The sequence below is a fragment of the Bacteroidota bacterium genome, assembly GCA_018816945.1.
Taxonomy (GTDB): domain Bacteria; phylum Bacteroidota; class Bacteroidia; order Bacteroidales.
Map to the genome: position 1 here is coordinate 54,674 of JAHIVC010000011.1, position 20,498 is coordinate 75,171.

The following is a 20,498-nucleotide window of genomic DNA, read 5'->3' on the forward strand; positions in this document are numbered from 1 at the left end:
TTGTGTAATAGATCATCAATAATTAAGAACAACTTAATTTATCATACAATGAAATCCAAGAAAATAGCTCTGGTTGTTTTATCAATTCTGCTTTCTGCATTAATTGTTCAACCGCAGGGAATAAAAAATTTACAGTCTAAGAAAAAGGTATATGGAACTGTCTTAGATCAGAATAGCCGTGAACCTTTGCCCTTTGCCAGCATAGCCGTTCTTGGGAAGAATTTGGGTACAATTTCTAATGAACAAGGTGAGTTTTCTTTAGAACTTTTACCTGGAACTTACCAATTTCGGGTAAGTTTTGTGGGATATAAAACAGAGACTTTTTCAGTTGATGTAACCGATAGTGATCTGTGTAAAAATCTTTTCCTGATACCAACCTCTCTGATGTTTCAGGAGGTATCGGTATATGCAAGTCGTAGTGTCCGGGAAGAATTAAGCACCACTACAATGCAAAGCAAACGGATTGAACAGATATCGAATGTTTTACCCGATGTGTTTAGATCTGTTCAAGCTTTACCAGGGATAACGGCAAATAATGAATTCAGCTCAAAGTTCAATGTCAGGGGGGGTAACTACGATGAGAATCTGGTATACGTAAATAATGTATATGTGAACGACCCTTTTCACCTTAAGTATGTTGAGAATGCAAGTGTTGGAATATTCAACATTAACATGATCAAAAAGGTGAATATGATGGTAGGTGGCTTCGGTGCAAAGTATGGGGACCGGCTGAGTTCCGTAATGGACATTGAGTACAGGACAGGGAAAAAGGATAAGATTGGAGGTTCTGCATCCATTAGTATGATTAGCTTAGATGCCTTACTTGAAGGACCATTAACTAAAAATGTTACTTTCATTTTTGGGGCAAGAAAAAGCTATTTGGAGTATGTTTTAGGCTTAATGGATATTGAAGGAAGTCCCAAACCATCCTATTTCGATCTGCAAGGTACAATAAATTATAACTACGCTAAATCTAACCATTTACAGCTTAATTTTTTGTACTCGGGCGATAAGTTTAACCAAGGGAAAGGTCTGGACAAAGACCTACCCTCTCATGGTAAACGAACTTATACAACTGGTGAAACTACAACGTATATTTTAACAGAGGAGCGATACGAAAACCGTAAGGCAAGCTATGAAACCTTTCTAATGAATTTACAGCATTCAACATACATTTTAAATAATCTTCAGGTAAACTCATCTTTATCATATTTCAATCAGGTCGATAGAAAGAACGAGTTAGAAACAAAAGATTATAATTTTGAGGAGAAGGTTACCACACTTACAGGTTCAACTTATGATTTTGTATTTCTGATGGATGAATACGATGAAATCGTAAACAAACTTAATTTGGGCAATTTAGAAGTTAAATCTGATCTTAAGTATAAGGTTAACCCTATTCTTGATATCAATTCGGGATTATCCTATTCAACCGACATTTGTGATGGATATTTTCTAGACAAGGATCTGGAAATTATTAGTGAATACAGATCTTTATATCCAGATACTTCGAAATGGATTATCGACAGAAGTGAAGCCGCAACCCCAAAACAGTCAAAATTCAATTCTTTTAAAATTTCCGGCTATGCCGAAGGTATCTTTCAATTAAAAAACAGAATGTTTTTTAATCTTGGGGGAAGAGTCGATTATTTTGATTTGAACAGCTCGTTAACATTTAGCCCCAGGTTAAGTGCATCGTTCAGGTTATGGAATGGATCGATGTTAAGAACTGCCTGGGGGCACTATTTCCAAAATCCGACCTATAAACAGATTGACTTTTTAGACGAAACAATTCCTGCACCTGAGCCTCAGAAGGCAGTTCACTATATTGCAGGGTTCGAACAAAAAATAAATTTAACCGAGAAGAGTTTGCTCACTTTAAAAGTGGAAGCTTACTATAAAGATTATTCCAATCTGATTTCAGCGATTCGTTCCCCAGCAGGATATGTGAGGTATAGCGGAAAGAATGATTCAAAAGGCTATGCTAAAGGGTTGGATCTGTTTTTAGTGTTTCAAAACAAATGGTACTACGGCTGGATTAGCTATGGCTGGTTAAAGGCCGAGGAGGAACTTGAAGGGTATTTGTATAATCCTTTTCCACGTTACGCCGATCAGCGTCACTCATATTCGTGGATCAACAGTTTTAATTTTCGCAGGGGATGGTCGATTAGCCTAAATTTCTGCTATGGAAGTGGGTTCGCATACACTCCTCAAAAAAAGGTATGGATACTTGAGAAATGGAATTATGAATGGATGGAAGGGAAAAAGAATTCTGCATACCTGCCATCGTACTTCAGATCAGACTTGAAGTTTAGCAAGGAGTTTAAGCTCAAACACATGTTAGTAAGTGCGTCAATTGATATTAATAACTTATTTGATAATAAGAATATTTACGGTTATGGGTATAGCTACAATCCTAGCGGCTATGTGCCGCTTAGAGAAGAACTTGAGCTTTGGCCATTAATTCCCTCCTTTGGAGTTAAAGTTACATTTTAAAACTTTGCTGGGAATATTTTAAAAGGTGTTTTTGATTCTTATAACAATACAAAAATAAAATATTTTGAAATGGAAAATAAACAATATTTTTACCGATTATCACAATATGTCTTAATCCTAAGTATTTTCATAATCCTTGTGGGCTGTGAAAAAGACGAGCCTAAAGATCAATTTGAAAGTTTAAACATTCTGGAAAAATTAAAAACTCTTGAGGGCGTTACAGTTACTGAAATCACACCAAGTAATGGGTACTTCAAGGAGTATCAGCTTGATATTGTCCAGCCGGTAGACCATAATAATCCAACGGGAGCAACGTTTACCCAAAGAGCTTATCTATCACATGTAGATGAATCGTTACCATTAGTTTTTGCCCCTTCTGGGATGTGGTGCGGCCCATCCTCAAGTCAGGAAATTGCCCTATTGCTTAACACGAACTGTTTGCATGTTACTCACCGTTACTATATTAATGCCAAGCCAAATCCTATCGAATGGAGCTATTTAACGGTTAAACAGTCTGCTGATGATTGTCATCGAATTGTTGAACTTTTCAAGAAAATCTATAAGGGAAAGTGGATCAGCAGCGGCAGAGGTAAGAGCGGTCTATCAGCTCTTATCCACCGAAGGTTCTACCCTGGCGATGTTGATGCTACCATAGCCTATTCAGTACCATTTTATTCTGGAGTAAAGGACACCCGATACCCTGAATATATTAAAAATATTGGTGGAACAGAATGTTATCCCAAACTTAGTCAGGTGCAGCAATACATACTTAGGCATCGCAGTGAAATGTTGGGTATACTAGATACATACATAAATTCAGGTAGCAGCACATTTTCAATTGACAGGGATTTACTCCTTGAGCTATGTACATTAGACTATCCATCATTTTTCTGGCAGTATTCGGGGTATGATTGTAGCTCAATTCCAGATACGACCCAAAAAACAGCAAGTGAGATATTCAACCATTTCTCAGATGTTGTAAGCATTTCGTTATACTCAGATGCTAATTTGGTATATTATGCTCCTGCAAAGTATCAGGCAGTTTCTGAATTAGGTGCCCCCGCTTTTGAAACCATTCATTTTAGTGATTTGCTTATTAGAATTGATCCATATTCTACTGGAAATCCAAATTATGAATTATTGGTACCTCCGGGTGTGTCATATACATTCAACCCAAATGCTATGAATGACATATACAGCTGGTTGCAGAGCAACGGCAGTAAGATAGTATACATTTATGGGAAAAACGATCCACAATCTGCAGGAGCAATTGAACTAGCGAATGGTTTAGATGCATTGTTGATAATGCAAGAAGGTGCAAATAGCAATATAACCATTGCAGATATTGATGATCCGGAGATTGTTTATAATGAGCTTGAGAGGTGGTTGAAATTTTATATAAACCCTACAATATGGTAGTGTTTAGAGTTAGAATAGTTGGAATATCTGTTACTCATAAAAAATACCTGATTCTATGTAATTGATTGGTGTTTAACTTGTCATTAAGTTGCAACAATAGGAATAGCCCACCTATACAAAGTTAGGTTTCTGCAAAAATCATAGAAGAGTTGAGGCCGAAAAACTAAATACTTCTTTAATTATAATAATCCCAAAACTTTCAAGTATGAAATACTTTTTAGTATTGCTAATCTTTTTGCTGGTTTCCTGTTCGGGAAATAAAAATAAATCTGTTGAGAGCATTGAGCTTGGAGTTGGCTTATACCGGCTTACCGTTGACGGTATAAACGCTGTTGCCCTGATCGATAGTGCGGGGAATACCTTGCTTGTCGATAACTTTAAGGGTTTTCATTCACCACTGCTGCTGAAAAGATTGAAAAAACTTGGTAGTAAAAGAATCGTTTACATGATCAACTCGCATATCCACGGTGACCACTGTGGGGGAAACAAAACAATAAATGAAGGAATTATAATTTCTCATGTAAACACAAGAAAATTGCTCGAGACCGACCATATCTCGGTTTTCTGGCAGGATACATCGAGAGCTTTCCCTTCAGGTGCACTTCCCCGAATAACTATAACCGATTTTACAACTATACATTTTGCCGGAGAGGAGATTGACCTTATACCTTTTACCGGTGGGCATACGAACAACGATATTGTTGTCTATTTTAAAAAGAGCAAAGTGATGCACCTAAGCGATTTGCTATTCTCCATAGGGTTTCCTGCCATCGATGCTGAAAGGGGTGGCAATGTCATCAGATTTGCAGAGAACCTGAAAACCATTTGTAACAGCTATCCTGATGATTTAACCTTTGTTGCTGGTCATGGATGCGAGATTTCAAAGCAAGAGCTAAAGGATTACCAACAAATGGTTGAGTCTTCAGCCAGAGTGGTTCAGAATGCATTGCAGGTAGGCTTAAATGTACAACAGATAAAGCAGGGAAAACTGCTGAATGAATGGAGGAACTACTCCAAAGGATATTTCTCCTGCGATGACTGGATTGAGATTGTCAATTACAGCTTGGCTTGGGCAGATTCGCTTGGAGACTTTTATCATCTCACAAGCAAAACAACATGGTACATCGACAGCATTATTCCAGAGAAGGAGCCCCTAATATTTGCTCCTGGAACAATTACAACTCAGGGGTACGAAGGTTGCTCCGGGTTTAACAGGGAGATGGACAGATTCTACTTTCAGCGCTGGTTGGGAAATACCCCAAATCTTTATGTAACAGGATATAAGCAAGGTGTTTGGTCAAAGCCCGAAAGGATTACAACTTCTTTTACCGCCCCTATTTACGATTTTGCTATAACCCCTGACGGGAGCAGGTTGGTCTTTGCATCACCCATGCAGATAGCTGAATTGGGCGACAATCAAACAGGTCATAATATCTTTCTTTTAGAGTTGAAAGGTAAGGAGTGGCAGCTAAACTCAGATTTTACTGGCTCTGGAATAAATACACCCTACCACGATAGTTATCCGTGCTTAGCAGCGAATGGAAACATGTATTTCTTTTCCAATCGACCAGGGGGATTCGGTAAAACCGATATCTACTTCTCTGAGTTCAGTAAAGGGCTGTATAGTATTCCGGTGAATTTGGGCGAAAAAGTAAATACCCAGTACGATGAATGGGATCCTTTTATCGCCCCTGATGAAAGTTATCTACTATTCTGCTCAAAGAAACTTTCAGGTCAGGGAGAGGATGATTTGTATATCTCTTTCAATGTAAATAGTCAATGGAGTGATCCGATTAGCCTAGGTGCTAATATCAATACCCGATTCAGCGAGAACAGACCCAATGTTACCCCCGATGATAAATTTCTTTTTTTTACCCGAAATATAAACGGGAATAGGGATATCTATTGGATTTCCGCAAAAATCATCGAAGAATTGAGACCGAAGAAATAGCTAACCAATCCAAAGTTGGCTCTCCTCAAAAATCATCGAAGACCTAAGACCAAAGGTATAGCCAACCAACCCAAAGTTTTGTCTCTGCAAAAATCATCGAAGAGTTAAAGCCAAAGTGAAAAAATAATTAACTTAAAAGAAAGCGAAAATATGATTAGAATTAAAATGCTGTTTATTATTCTTTTATGTTTAACCATGTTAGACATATTTGCACAGAATGAGGTTTCACCTGATCTTTTTAGTCCGGCACTTTTAATAATTGATATACAGAATCAGTATCTTCCAAAAATGTCGGAGCAGGAAAAAAAATATGCTTTAGAGGTAATTAATGGATCAATCTGGTATTTCCGAAAAATGGGATTTCCAATTATCCGTGTTTACCATAGCGATATAGGGAGAGGCCCTGAGGAGGGAACAAAAGCTTTTGATTATCCTGAGTCGATAATAATAAGAGATACTGATCCAAAGATACACAAGCACTTCCCGAATGCATTTAAAGCTACTGACCTGAATAAAATACTTAAAGAAAACGGTTGTAACAGAGTTTTTATCTGTGGACTAAGTGCAACAGCTTGTGTTTTAGCAACCTATTTCGGGAGTTTAGATAATGGGTACAGTACTTATTTAATAAGGGATGGAATTATGAGTCACGATCCAGACTATACCAATGTGATTAAAGATATCTGTGAATCAGTTAGTTTTCAGACTATGATTAATATGATTCAAACAAAATAATGGTTTTGGTTTGTACTCATTAAAATCATCGAAGAACTAAAACCGAAAGATTAAAAACAAAACAAATTATGAAAGGAAAAATCAAAATGAAAAAACAACTATTCCCAATTTTTATTTGGATGTTCACTATTTCCTTTGTGTACAACTGTAAAGTGTATTCACAAGGCTTTGAGATAAAAAAAGTTTCTGATAACGTATCCATTGTATCTAATCCTATCCTGGGGAGCAGCCAGGTAGTTGTTCAGTCAGACAAGGGGTTGGTCGTTTTCGACAGCTTTATGTCTGAAATAACTGCAAAAAAATTTAAGAATGAGATTTCAAGTGCTATAGGGAGAGATGATTTTTCCTTTGTGATAAACATAGCAGACCGGCTTGACATGATTGGTGGAAATGCGGCTTATAAAAAGGCAGTTATTGTTGGACATGATAATATTCTAAAAAAGTTTCACTCTGAAAAAATTGTTGAAGAGGAAATTAATAAGACAATTGAAATGTGGAAGGAAAAAGTAGAGTATTCAGTAAACCGTTTGAAAAACTATGAAGCAGGATCAGATAAAGCCCGAAAAGAAGAAATTTGGATGAACAAATGTAAAACAATGGTCAATGAACTAGAACAAGGCTTTTCACTTGTTTTACCGGATATTTCATATAATGATAAAATAATGCTGAATCTTGGAAATATCAAAATTAATCTTTTCTGGTTTGGCAATGCCGGAAATTACCAAGGTTTAACATTGGCTGTAATTCCTGAGAACAAATTAGCCATAATAAGCAAAGAAATATTTTATCCTAAGGCCCACATGGCTCCATATCCTTTTCCATATTATGGACTTTTAGATGTCCCTCGTTGGATTACTATTTTAGAGCAGGTAATAGAAGGAGATAATTCGGTAAATACTATCATTCTTAGTGATAGTTATGAGGTTTACTCAAGAGAACAGATAAAAAGCCACTTGAGGTATATAAAGGAGCTTTGGAACAGTGTTAAAGCTTTAGAGGCTAAGGGTATGTCACTTCAGGAGATACAAGATCAATTATCACTTGAAAATAACTTTGCTTATGCAAAAGAATGGGATGTATATAAAAATAATGGTGATAATTGGATTCGCATTCAACATGAAATGCATATAAGACTTTTCTTTTTACAGGGGAAAAATATATCCTCAGAAATATTAAAAAATGGGGGTCCAGAATTCTTGCAATCTTCACTTAGTAAAATAAAGAAACTTGGTAATGATGTTTATTTTGATGAAATCTCTATGGATTTCCTTGCATATCAATGGATGAGTAATGGGAATACTTCCGAAGCTATTGAGTTATATAAATTGAATGTTGAAACCTTTCCAAAGTCAAGCCAGGCATATGCCAGTCTAGGTGCAGGATATATGAAGATAGGAGATAATGAAAATGCAATAAAAAACTTTAAAAAATCCCTTGAACTAAATCCGGGTAATGATAACGCAAAGAAAATGTTGGAAGAGTTAATGAAAAAGCCAAGCTAATTTTTAAAGGAGAAATCAAAATGAAAAAACTAATTCTAATCAGTTGTTTGCTGGCAACAACTATAATAATCAATGCTCAGCAAATAGATAAAAATGTACAGTATGATTCTTTTATTAGCTCATTTATTAAATCAACTCATATTGCTGGCCTTTCGGTTGCTGTAATTGAAAATGGAAAGATCAGTTTTATGAAATCCTACGGTGTTAAAAGTTTAGTGACAAACGAACCCGTTACAAATGAATCAGTATTTCACACAGCATCAGTATCAAAATGTTTTGTTGCTGTTGCTATACATCAGCTTTGTGAAAGAGGAAAAGTAAATCTTGATGACCCAATTATAAAGTTTCTGACCTACTTTAAAATGGATGATCCGCGTTACAAGCAAATTACCCTGAAACAAATCCTAAATCATACCTCTGGTATTCCTGATTTGCCATCGAATACTAATATCTGGACAAATCCAGATACTGACGATGATGTTGCCGAGAGATATGTTAAAAGTCTTTCAGGATTGAGTTTGGTTGATGAACCTGGAAATGCATGGCATTATAGCAATATAGCTTATGATATTCTGGCAGATGTCATTTCTAAAGTGTCAGGAAAGACATTTGAAGACTACATGGTAGAAAATATTTTTAATCCTTTGGATATGAAGAATAGTGATTTTCTTTTATCGAGAATTAACCCAGAACTCCGTACATCACCCCATGTTTTAATGAGAGCTATCGTTCCGACCATACCTCAAATATATCCATACAGTAGGGAGCATGCACCAAGTTCGACCCTAACTTCAAATATCACGGATATGAGTAAATGGGCTTTAACTGTTTTACAGAAAGGTGAATACCAAGGTAAAAGAATATTTACCGAAGACACTTACTATAAAATGATTGAACCACAGGTGCCAATAAACGAAAATCAAAAAATGGCATTGGGTTGGTTCCTTGAATCGTACAAGGGGTTGAACATAATTTCTCATGCTGGTGGAGATGAGGGTTACCGAAGCTATCTAGCTATGGTGCCTGATAGGTCGCTTGGAATTATTCTGCTATGTAATTCGGATTACTTTAGCAGGAGCCAGTTATTAAACGGCTTATTTGATATATGGTTAGGAGAATCACCACAAGTACCAAATACACCCGTTTCACTAATTCTCGGGCAGATCTACATTAAAGATGGCCTTATTAAAGCTATTGAAAAATATAATGAGTTAAAATCATCGAATCAACAAGGATTTGATATGTCCAACAGGGAGATCAGAAGATTTGCATTCAGATTATTTAGCAATAACTATCTTGATGATGCGCTTACAGTAATGAAATGGTATTCGGAGATGTTCTCACATGATGCAAATAGTTATTGGCTATTAGGTGAAATTTATAGGACAAAGGGGGAAATAGACAAAGCCATAGAATACCATGAGAAAGCGGTGGCAATAGATCCCAACTCCAATGATTCGGCAAATATACTTAAAACTCTAAAGGAGCAGAAAGCAAAAAGAAATATTCTTGGAAACACTTTTGTTGAGAATGTTACCAAACATATTGAATATTTAACATCTTTTGATCATAGGCAGGCAGGTTCGAAGAATGAAAGACTTGCATCGAATTATATTACTGAGCAGTTTGCTCAAATTGGTATAAATCCAGAAATCCAACCGTTTGAATTTGAGTCATATGAATTTTCAAGAACTCACCTGGTAATAAGTGGCAAATCTTATCAGATATTGGGTTTAGGTATTGATCCATATAAATTGAAAAAGGTATATAAAGGGAATGCACTTTTAGTAGATTTCAATCAGAATCAAGTTCCGTTTACCCAACAGGAGGCTCAAGGTAAAGCAATAATTACTAATAACTGGAATAGTCATTTTAGACTGCTCAAATATAAACCGGAGCTTATAATATATCTTGATTCAATTGAATTTGAAAATATTAAAAATCAATCAAATATTAATTATGAACTTAAAATAAGGGGAAATTTTGGGAAATATAGTTCTGCTAATATAATTGGCACTATAGGTAACTCAAATCCAGGGTCAAAGGAAATAATAATCAGTGCTCATTATGATACCTATAGAACGGATAATCCGGGTGCAAGTGATAATGCTTCAGGAGTTGGTGTAATGTTAGAGTTAGCGCGTTATTTCAAGTTACATGAAAGTGATTTAAAATGTAATATAAAATTTATTGCCTTTGGAGCAGAGGAAATTGGCTTCACTGGATCAAGGAATTATATAGATAAAAATGCTTCAAGTCTTAGAAACTGTGAGTTAATATTCAATATTGATAATGTTGGTGGCAATGCACCAATTTATCTTGAGACAGATGGTGGTGTAAGTAATACAAAAGGAATAAAAGGAGAATTACAGTTGCCTTCAAATTATAAGCTCTGTTCGTGGGAAGGTATAAATAGCTGTTGGAAACTGATTTTAAATGATGAGCTTCGAATGATAATGTCACATTCAAATCACCCTAAATGGCTTGAATACATTGTTAAGTCGTCTTGCGAAAACTTAGGATATGATTATCAAACTACTCAAACGCTGGGTTCTGATCAACTTATGTTTGCTCAGGCTGGAATTGTTGCATCAGGTATAAGTATAAGGAGTTCAAATAGTCACACACAAACAGATAAATTTGATAATATTAATAAGATGAGTTTGAAAAAAGCAGGAGATATTGTTCTTCAGGTGATATTAGAAGCAGAGAAAAGTATTGTTAATTAAGCTAACTGGATATAAAATTTACTATGTCTCCACAAAAATCATTGAAGACCTGAGGCCAAAGAAATAACCGATTAGCCCAAAGTGGGATCACCGCAAAAATCATCGAAGAATTGAGGCCGAAAGATTTAAAGCAAAACTAATTTATAAGAGAAATAAAAATGAAAACATTAAAATCGATTTTAGTAATTATAGTTATTTTACTTGTAACTTTAACAACACAGGCTCAGGAAAAGGAATTTCCAAAACTTACCGGACCATACTTAGGCCAGAAACCGCCTGATAATAAGCCTATAATTTTTGCAGATGGAATTGTATCAAGTGATACAGATCATTGCAGTGCAACTTTTAGTACGGATGGCAAAGAAATTTATTGGGAAATTGGAACAAAAATTGGTTTCACAAAACTGGTTAATGGAATATGGTCCAAACCTGATATCTTACCATTTTGCAAAGAAGATTCCTACCAATATGGTAATCCATTTATTGCACCCGATAATAACAAAATGTTTTTTACCACATTTCGTTCGGGAGCCGTATCTGAGAAAAAGGAAAATATATGGTATGTGCAAAGGATTTCTACGGGATGGTCTGATCCTAAGCCGGTCAGTCCAGATGTAAACCAAATACCTTTACATTGGAGTATCTCTGTTTCCAATTCAGGAACACTTTTCTTTCAGGGTACAATGGACGACAGTTATGGAGGGGCTGGCGATATTTATTATTCCAATCTGGTTAATGGCGTGTACACAAAACCTGTCAATATGGGCCAGGAAATAAATACTGCGGGCACTGAGACTTGTCCATATATAGCACCGGATGAATCGTATATTATTTTTACAAGAATGGGCACCAGCCCAGAAAATTCGGGAATTTTTATAAGCTATCGCGATAATTCGGGCAAATGGCTGTCTGCTGTAATTCTCGAAGGAGGAAGTATTGAGCGCGGGGGACTTAGCCCAAAAGTAACTCCAGATGGAAAGTATTTGTTTTACGTCAATGGAGGTATGTTTTGGATGCCAATTATGGAACGAATTGAAGAGTTGAGGCCGAAGAAATAAAACCAAAATTTTTGAAAGAAAAAAACAAAATGAAAACATTAAAATCAATTTTAGTTACAATAGTATTACTACTTGTAACTGCAACAACCCAGGCACAGGAAAAGGAATTTCCAAAACTCACCGGCCCGTATCTTGGGCAGAAACCACCGGGAATGATACCCGAAATATTTGCTCCTGATTTAATCTCTTCAACCAACCATTCTGAGTGCTGTAGAGCTATTTCTAAGGATGGTAGAGAAATCTTCTTTGTTCGTAAACTTGAAAGTGAAGAAAAAATATTTATTATGAAAGATAACGGTAATGGTTGGTCTAAACCTGAACAAATATTATATACCAACAAAAGTTTTCAATATACACCTTTTATCTCTCCTAAAGGAGATAAGTTGATTTTCATGGCAGGTAATTCAAGACCTGGCAGGGGAAAAAATGATTCTTTACCGGAAGTCTATTTACTTAGTAGAAAAGACAAAGAATGGGAGATTTCCAATATATTGGGTGCTACAATAGGAGAAGCGCAGCCATTTTATATAACTATGGCTGAAAATGGTAATCTCTATTTTTCATGCATGGATAGGTATGGAATTTATAGATCAGAATACAGGGATGGTAATTATTTGAAGGCAGAGAAACTTCCTGATGAGATTAATCGCCTTAATAAACCATCACACCCATATATTGCACCGGATGAAAGTTATATTATGTTTCAATCCAGAGATGTGTTAACCAATAACGTCGATCTTTATATATGTTTCTTAAAAAAAGATGGCAATTGGTCGGGTGCAATAAATATGGGTGATAAAATTAATACATCCAAAAATGAAGTATGCCCAAGTGTCTCTAATGATGGGAAATATATGTTTTTTGGCCGTTTAATTCAAGGTGAAGATGCTGATATTTACTGGGTCTCTTCAAAAATCATCGAAGAGTTGAGGCCAAAAAACTAACAATAAAATTATTAAAAAAAAGGAGAAATATTATGAAAGCAATTTTGTTAATTCTAGTATTTTGTAATTCTTATTATTCATCATTACCTCAATCACGAATAGCAAATTTACCCATATTTGAACAACTTTGGGTTTCAGAAAAATCCTTTAAGTGTCCTGAGTCAGTCATTTACGATGAGGTGAATAATGTTGTTTATATCTCGAATATTAACGGGGATCCATCCGAGAAAGATGGCAACGGGTTTATTTCAAGACTCAATCCTTGTGGTACAATAGAAAAGCTTAAATGGATAACAGGATTGAATGCACCGAAAGGCATGGGTTTATATCAAAACAAACTTTACGTAGCGGATATTAATGAAGTAATTGAAATTTCTGTTAATGAGGGTAAAGTGGTAAGAAGATATAAAGCTAACACAGCAAGCTTCTTGAATGACGTAGCAATTAGTGAAAATGGGGATATTTATATCTCAGACACCAAAAATAATGTGGTTTTTTGCTTAAAAAATGGCAAAATGGAACAATGGTTATCATCAGGGCAACTTAATTCTCCGAATGGGTTATTGGCCGAGAAAGGTTTTTTATTAATCGGGTGTGACGGGTATCTTATAAAGGCAGAATACACCAATAAGAAAATCAGCAGATTTATCACTGACACTGATTATATCGATGGTATTGTTTCAATTGATAAAGGTTTCTATTTGGTTTCTGATTTTCTGGGGGTAGTAAATCTGGTTCATCCTGATATAAAAAGAGCAATGATTATTGACCTTAGTTCAAAAGGTATGATGGCGGCAGATATAGATTTGATTAAAAAGGATAATATTTTACTTATCCCCACCTTTGAAGATAACAGGGTGGTTGCATATAAAGTAAAAATTCCATAGCAAAGCACTTTTTAAAGAAACAGCTTCTAAATTAGAATTTCTATAACTATTATTATTCAGAAGATTATTGAAGATTTGAGGCCTAAAGAATATCCAACCAACCCAATGTTGGCTCTCCGCAAAAATCATCGAAGAGCTGAGGCCAAAGAAATAACTCACCAATCCCAAAGCTTGGTCTCTGTAAAATTATCGATGTGCTTAGAACAAAGTTAGAGCCGTCCACACCAACAATGAAACTCTGTAAAAATGATCATTAAGTGTAAAATCGAAGTAGAAAGCAAAATGTTTTTTATTTTCAATATGAAAAACTCCAATAGAAATCAAATTTTAAATATAAAAAAAGCATACGATGATACAGTCGTTCGTTATTATAATGGCATTGAAGATGTAGATCTACTGCCTGACGAGTTTAAAAATTCAATTCGTTATAGTAAGTTAAAAAAGCTTTTGGAATTAACCTCGTTTAATAGCAGTAATTCTGAAATTAAGGAATATTTATATCCACAGCAAGGCATGGCTTTTTTAGATGTTGGGTCTTGCGTTAACCTAATAGAAAACAAGTTATTTAAATGGCCATCAGTTTACTTCGGAATTGATATTAGCCCAAATCTAATCGAAATTTCCAAAAAATTTGTTGAAAGGAATAATATAAATATCGGTGGACTTTATGTTGAGGAGGTCGCTAGGATGCCGTTTGAAAATGATTTCTTCAATATTTGTGCAGTCATAGGAGTCCTAGAGTACTATGATATAAAATATATTAGAAATTCATTAAAGGAACTTTATCGAGTTTTGAAACCTGATTCAAGAATGGTTATTGATATGCCAAACCAAAATCACCCTGATGTAGATACTATGTTCGAGTTTGAAGAGTATTTAGGTAGACCAAGATATAAACTTCCTACGAATGGACAGTTTGAGTTAGAGTTAAAACAACTATTTATAATTGACAAAATTGATGATTCTACACTAATGAAAGTATATTTTGTTAGATCAAAAAAGAATTTTCATTAATAGATTATCATTCCCCTATAAGTTAAAAAATAAACAAAGAACTGATGCCAAAGGACTGGCAGACCAACCTAAAGTTGGTCTCCTCAAAAATCATCGAAGAGCTAAAACCGAAAGATTAAAAACAAAACAAATTATAAAGGAGAAATCAGGATGAAAAAAATTATTATTGCTTCAATTATTTTTCTATCGTTTAATTGTAATGCACAAACAAAAATGGGAGATTTACCGCAATTAGTAGATCCTTTTCCTGTTGTAATAAAAGGGAATGACCTTGTTTTCATAGATGATTATAGTATATATGTCTATTCATTAGAACCGTATGAGTTAAAAGCTAAATTTGCTAAACAAGGCGATGGTTCTTACGACTTGAAATATACACCTTACTTTACTATTCAAGACAATATAATTATTGCAACAGATTATTTGAAATCTATTTGGTTTACAAAAAATAGCGACGTTATTAAAGTGAAAGATTATAAAGATTTCCCGGATTTTAATACGAATATGGAAATGGTGTTAATACCAATAAAAGAAAATTATATTAGAATAACAGTAAGTCATGAGCTCAGTAAAAGGTATGTTGATCTATATAATTCCAAGTATGAAAAAATTAAAAGGTTATATGAAGGGTTGTATGATTGGAAGACTCCAAATGGTAAAATTAATACTTTACCCTATAGAATAGATGTAGCATGTTATCAAGATAAAATATTTGTAACCGATACTGAGAAAGGATTTTTTATTAAAGTATTTGATTCTAATGGAAATGAAATAAGAACTATTGATAAGAATTATGAGATTGAGGATGTTAAAATTACTGAAAATGATAAAAATGCAATTGCTGGATTTATTAAAACTTCTCAACCGGAATGGTTATACAATGCAATAAAAACAAATTCATATTATTACAAAAATTATCCAAAAATAAATTATGCTATGTTTTCGGATGAAAATATTTATATAACAACTTACAGAAAAAAAGATAATATGAACGAGATTATCAACCTGGATTTGAACGGAAATATTAAAAGAAAAGGATTTGCAGAGATTAAAGCTCTCAAGTTATATAGGGGGATTTTAAGATTTGATCCATATACAATAGATAATGGCTTTCTCTATGAAATTGCTAAAAATAACGATGGTAAATGGTTTCTTTACAGAACTAGTATCAATTAAAAATATTTTTCATGACCTGCTTTTCCAAATTGGTTGGGCATCTAGTATTAATAATATTATCAATAAAAATAGTGAAAAAAATGAAAACAAAGAAGTAGCCAACTCAAGTCGGGTCTTCGCAAAAATCATCGAAGAGCTGAGATCGAAAGAATAAGAACAAAACAAATTTATTTAAAAGAAATCAAAATGAAAAAAACATTACTCATGTGTTATTCACTTGTAATAATGGCAGTGAATGTATTCTCACAGCAAGACTCAACCCTTAGTCAATTAATTGACAAATACGTAAAGGCTGAGGCTGAAAACGATCTTTTTTCAGGTGCCATTTTAGTTGTTAAAGAAGGTGAAATTATTTACAAGGATGCGTATGGTTATGCCAACAAAGAAAATAAAATGCCTAATAAAATTAACACAAAATTCAATGTAGGTTCAGTCGGAAAAACTTTTACAGGTGTATTGATCATGCAACTTGTTGAACAGAGTAAAATTAAATTGTCTGATACTCTCGGGAAATATTTGCCTGATTTCCCATTTGAAGAAAAAAACAAAATTCAAATCCAGCATCTTTTAAATCATACCTCAGGATTGGGTAATTACTTTACACATAAAGATTATGATTCATTAATGCCGGTGCTCAGAAGGATTGATGATGCCCTTAAACTTGTTTACGACCAGAAACCACTGTTTGAACCCGGAACTGAATACCGATATTCGAACTCCGGCATGTTAGTGTTAGGTGCCATCATTGAGAAAGTTACAGGCATGAGTTATCAGGATTATATAAAAAAACAGATTCTGGATCCGCTGGGTATGGAAAACTCCGGTATTTACTATCCGGAGGATAATGTCTCTAACCGGGCTATAGGCTATAGTAAAGTAGATGAAGGGAACTATAAAATTGAAACTCAAAATGAATTTCCGGCTTTTTCAGATGGGGGTTTGTACTCTACGGTATTGGATATGTATAAATATGATGTGGCAATAAGAGAAAACCGATTGCTTACGCAGGCTTCTAAAGATATTATGTTAACCGTAATTCCTCCCGCTCAGAATTATGGCTTTGGTTGGGAAAGGGGTGTTTTCAATGAATCAGAATTCGTGGGTCATGTTGGTGGATGTCCCGGGTTTGCTGCAGATTACAAAAGTTTTCTAAAGGATCAAATGTTGATCATTGTCATTTCCAACTATGACGGGGGTGCAAATCTAATCGCTGCCAAAATCAATCATCTTCTTTTTGGTGCATCTGAAAAGAATATTCCGTTGGCCTCAAAATATGATTTCAACTTCGAGAAAGGCAGATATCTCTCAGAGGTAAAAAAGGATTATAAAGCGGCCCTTGAGTATCTGGACAAAAATATTTCTGGTTCCCAGCCCCATCTTCCTTCACTATTTTTAGCGGCGCGATCAAGAATACTTAGTGGTTTTGAAGTTGAAAAAGCTATTGGTTTGTTACAACGATATATTGAGCTCAATCCCCAGGCATCTAAACGCACCCAGTCTGCTCTTTGGTGGCTCTCAGGAAAGGGGTATGAGCAACTCGATTCGGAATTAAAAGCAATAGAATGCTATAAGAAAAGTTTAGAGATTTCCCCGGATTATAATCAGGCAAAAGAATCACTTATTCAACTCAATGAAAAGAAATAAAACTTAGTCGAACTTAACAATTATATGGTGTATCAAACTACATCTGAAAAAAACACAATGATAAAAATGCATGATTCATGAAAAAAATATTCATATTATTTCTGACTTTAGTAATTGAGATAAATTCAAATGCTCAAGTTTCAGTAGAAGCTTCAATCACATATTTTGGTCATTCCTGTTTCCAGATAATTACTTCGAATGGAACCAGAATTATAACCGACCCCGTCGAGTTTAAAGCTTATCATCTTCCAAAAGGAATTACTGCGGATATTGTAACAGTATCGCATAACCATGTTGATCATAACAGGGTGGATGCCATTTCCGGGAATCCCGAAGTGCTGAAAGGAACTACATCAAATATTCAGGAAGTAATACCCATCGATAAAAAAATAAATGAGGTAAGGATATACACCGTCCCTTCTTATCACAATCCCGGTAAACACGGCATGAACGCCATTTTTGTATTTGAATTTGATGGTATTAAAATGGTTCATTTGGGCGATCTTGGAACCACATTGTCAGAAGAACAAATTAAAGCTATTGGCGAGGTGGATATTATGTTAATTCCGGTCGGCGGAAAGCACACCATTTCAAAGGAAGAAGCAGATAGGGTGGTTGATCAGCTCAAGGTTCGAAGGGCTGTTTTACCCATGCATTTCAAAACCGAAGCATTTGCAGATTTACCTTATTCGGTAGATGATTATTTGAGGGGAAAGATAAATGTGAAGAGAATCTCCGGTAATCGATTTGTATTTAATTTGGAAGAGTTACCCCTAAAAAGAGAATACATAATTTTAGATTATAAATAAGTTACTGCAAACATATAAAACTATTGTACAGTAAAATTTATTAGGGGAAAAGCAGACATTGAAAGGAAAAACTAAGAAAAAATCAAAATGAAAAAATTAAAATCAATTTCTGTTATAACAGTACTGCTTGTAAATACATCTATATATGCACAGGAGAAAGATTTTCCCAATCTCACCGGCCCTTATCTTGGCCAGAAACTTCCAGGATTAACACCTGAACCATTTGCATCTGGAATTATCCCATCTGCTAGATATCATACTACTCCTGTTTTTACGCCTGATGGAACAGAAGTATATTGAAAGATGCAAGGTGTTAGTACAATTTGTATGATGAAGAGTGAAAATGGAATATGGACAGCACCAAGTGAAATAGCACTTTCATTAAAGTTAGATGATTTCCGGGATCCGGCCATTTCTGCAGATGGTAAAAAAATGTATTTTCTATCAAAAGGTAAGTTTGCTTACCAGTCGGAAGCAAAAGAGAATATCTGGTTTGTGGAAAGAACAAAAAGCGGATGGTCTGAACCACAACCATTAAACAAGGAAATAAACTCTCATGCATTACATTGGCAGGTTTCCGTTGCCTCAAATGGGAATTTGTATTTCACCTCGCGCAACACCGGACATGAAGATATCTATTGTTCAAAGTATATTAATGGTAATTATCAAAAGCCTGAAAAACTTCATAGTAATGTGAATACGGAAAACTTCTGCGAAACTACACCTTATATAGCACCTGACGAAAGTTACCTCATTTTCTCGAGGTGGAATTTTTTCGATCAAGATGGGGGGATGCATTTGTACATAAGTTTCCGTAATAATGGTGGAGGTTGGAGATCAGCCCAAAAACTTATAGGAGAAGCGAGATGCCCGCAGGTTTCAATTGACGGAAAGTATCTTTTTTATTTGGATTGGAGGAAATCCATACCATTTTGGGTTTCCGCAAAAATCATCGAAGATTTAAGACCGAAAGAATAGCTTTTAAATACATAAAAAGGATAAAAGTTACCCTTTCTATATAAAATTAAAACATATTTATAACATAAACTATATGACAAACAATAAGCAAAAATTTGTTTGGTTGGTAATTTCTTTCCTGATAACATGGAATTACACTTATTGCCAGCCTGTTACAGAATCGACTAAGGGAGACGAATCGATTACTGTTAACGAAATTCTATCAAGATACTTTGTTGCATCAGGTGGAGATTCCATATATCTGATTAACACAGAAATCAGAACAGGAAAATTAGTACGTGGTGGGGCAGGTGCAGTGCCGCTAAAAGTAGAAATAAAATATCCTGATAAATATTTGTATAACCAGAAGTTTGCATGGGGCGACCAGGTAAGCTATGGTTTTAACGGAAAAACCTCATGGATTCAAACAACAAAAGATGTAAATGAATTGCCACCAGGGTTTCTTCTTGATATGGAGATAGCCATAAACACACAATTACCGATTAAGATAAAAGAATATTTTACTGATTTACAAGTTGAAAGAACAGAAAAAACTTCTGAGCGAATGATTACTGTTTTATCAGGCAATTCAAAAGATGGTTTGAAAAAAGAACTTCACTTTGATAATAATTCAGGTCTGCTGATTCGGGCCGGTGACATTGTATTTGATAACTATATAACTCAGGATAATGTTAAGATCCCTGATAAAATCTTATTGGGGCTTCCTGCCGAAGACAATAAACAAATTAAAATGGAATTTTCAAAAATACAGTTAAACTCTGATATTGACGATCATATTTTTGACATACCCGTTTGTCCTTTATCGGTAATTGAGTCACCACTTTATAAAACCAGAACTCATTTTAAATCTACTATTGATGAACTGGAGAAATGTGTTGGAGTTTATACCGACCAGAAGAACGAAAGCTACAAATGGTTTGTATCCAGAGAGGATGGGCATCTTTTTATCTTCCTGAAAGGCTGGAGCCGGAAGCAGGAAATAATTCCTGAGTCATCGACGGATTATTACACCGAGTTTTTTGGATGGGAATTCCATTTTAAACCGGATAGCACAGGTAAAATTTGCGAATTAATAATAAATGCAAATTTTGAAATTAAGACCAAGCGCACAGACTAATTTGAATTTATAACGAATTATTTATTATTTAAAAGAAAT

Annotated in this window: 16 protein-coding genes; all 16 read left to right on the plus strand. The window is 34.9% G+C overall.

Features of this window, described 5'->3' with window-relative positions; all coding sequences use genetic code 11:
* Positions 1 to 48: 48 nt before the first annotated feature.
* The 16 genes from KKG99_02220 (at position 49) to KKG99_02295 (ending at position 20,459) form a co-directional block, all read left to right on the plus strand.
* Positions 49 to 2,496, plus strand: coding sequence for a carboxypeptidase-like regulatory domain-containing protein (locus KKG99_02220; GenBank protein MBU1011796.1), 2,448 nt, complete (start codon positions 49 to 51; stop codon positions 2,494 to 2,496).
* Positions 2,497 to 2,565: 69 nt separating this feature from the next.
* The gene (locus tag KKG99_02225) at positions 2,566 to 3,915 is read left to right on the plus strand and encodes a hypothetical protein (protein MBU1011797.1); all 1,350 of its coding nucleotides are present in this window, start codon (positions 2,566 to 2,568) and stop codon (positions 3,913 to 3,915) included.
* Positions 3,916 to 4,120: 205 nt separating this feature from the next.
* The gene (locus KKG99_02230) at positions 4,121 to 5,866 is read left to right on the plus strand and encodes an MBL fold metallo-hydrolase (protein MBU1011798.1); all 1,746 of its coding nucleotides are present in this window, start codon (positions 4,121 to 4,123) and stop codon (positions 5,864 to 5,866) included.
* A 195-nt stretch (positions 5,867 to 6,061) separates the two neighbouring features.
* The gene (locus KKG99_02235; protein MBU1011799.1) at positions 6,062 to 6,601 is read left to right on the plus strand and encodes an isochorismatase family protein; all 540 of its coding nucleotides are present in this window, start codon (positions 6,062 to 6,064) and stop codon (positions 6,599 to 6,601) included.
* Between the two features lie 119 nt (positions 6,602 to 6,720).
* Complete coding sequence (locus tag KKG99_02240) at positions 6,721 to 8,103, plus strand: tetratricopeptide repeat protein (GenBank protein ID MBU1011800.1); 1,383 nt, start codon at positions 6,721 to 6,723, stop codon at positions 8,101 to 8,103.
* A gap of 20 nt (positions 8,104 to 8,123) precedes the next feature.
* Positions 8,124 to 10,832 (plus strand): M20/M25/M40 family metallo-hydrolase, encoded by a 2,709-nt coding sequence (locus KKG99_02245; protein MBU1011801.1) that lies wholly within the window; start codon positions 8,124 to 8,126, stop codon positions 10,830 to 10,832.
* Positions 10,833 to 10,990: 158 nt separating this feature from the next.
* Positions 10,991 to 11,890 (plus strand): hypothetical protein, encoded by a 900-nt coding sequence (locus tag KKG99_02250; GenBank protein MBU1011802.1) that lies wholly within the window; start codon positions 10,991 to 10,993, stop codon positions 11,888 to 11,890.
* A gap of 29 nt (positions 11,891 to 11,919) precedes the next feature.
* A complete protein-coding gene (locus tag KKG99_02255; GenBank protein ID MBU1011803.1) occupies positions 11,920 to 12,834 on the plus strand; it encodes a hypothetical protein in 915 nt (304 codons plus the stop codon).
* Positions 12,835 to 12,866: 32 nt separating this feature from the next.
* The gene (locus tag KKG99_02260) at positions 12,867 to 13,721 is read left to right on the plus strand and encodes a gluconolaconase (GenBank protein ID MBU1011804.1); all 855 of its coding nucleotides are present in this window, start codon (positions 12,867 to 12,869) and stop codon (positions 13,719 to 13,721) included.
* A gap of 246 nt (positions 13,722 to 13,967) precedes the next feature.
* Positions 13,968 to 14,735, plus strand: coding sequence for a class I SAM-dependent methyltransferase (locus KKG99_02265; protein MBU1011805.1), 768 nt, complete (start codon positions 13,968 to 13,970; stop codon positions 14,733 to 14,735).
* Between the two features lie 150 nt (positions 14,736 to 14,885).
* On the plus strand, positions 14,886 to 15,911 hold the full coding sequence (locus KKG99_02270; protein ID MBU1011806.1) for a hypothetical protein: 1,026 nt from the start codon (positions 14,886 to 14,888) through the stop codon (positions 15,909 to 15,911).
* A gap of 186 nt (positions 15,912 to 16,097) precedes the next feature.
* On the plus strand, positions 16,098 to 17,555 hold the full coding sequence (locus KKG99_02275) for a beta-lactamase family protein (GenBank protein MBU1011807.1): 1,458 nt from the start codon (positions 16,098 to 16,100) through the stop codon (positions 17,553 to 17,555).
* Between the two features lie 77 nt (positions 17,556 to 17,632).
* Entirely contained in the window at positions 17,633 to 18,364 is a 732-nt protein-coding gene (locus KKG99_02280) for an MBL fold metallo-hydrolase (protein ID MBU1011808.1), read from the plus strand.
* 87 nt (positions 18,365 to 18,451) lie between these two features.
* On the plus strand, positions 18,452 to 18,664 hold the full coding sequence (locus KKG99_02285; GenBank protein ID MBU1011809.1) for a hypothetical protein: 213 nt from the start codon (positions 18,452 to 18,454) through the stop codon (positions 18,662 to 18,664).
* Between the two features lie 27 nt (positions 18,665 to 18,691).
* A complete protein-coding gene (locus tag KKG99_02290; GenBank protein MBU1011810.1) occupies positions 18,692 to 19,342 on the plus strand; it encodes a hypothetical protein in 651 nt (216 codons plus the stop codon).
* A 73-nt stretch (positions 19,343 to 19,415) separates the two neighbouring features.
* Positions 19,416 to 20,459 (plus strand): hypothetical protein, encoded by a 1,044-nt coding sequence (locus KKG99_02295; protein MBU1011811.1) that lies wholly within the window; start codon positions 19,416 to 19,418, stop codon positions 20,457 to 20,459.
* Positions 20,460 to 20,498: the final 39 nt, after the last annotated feature.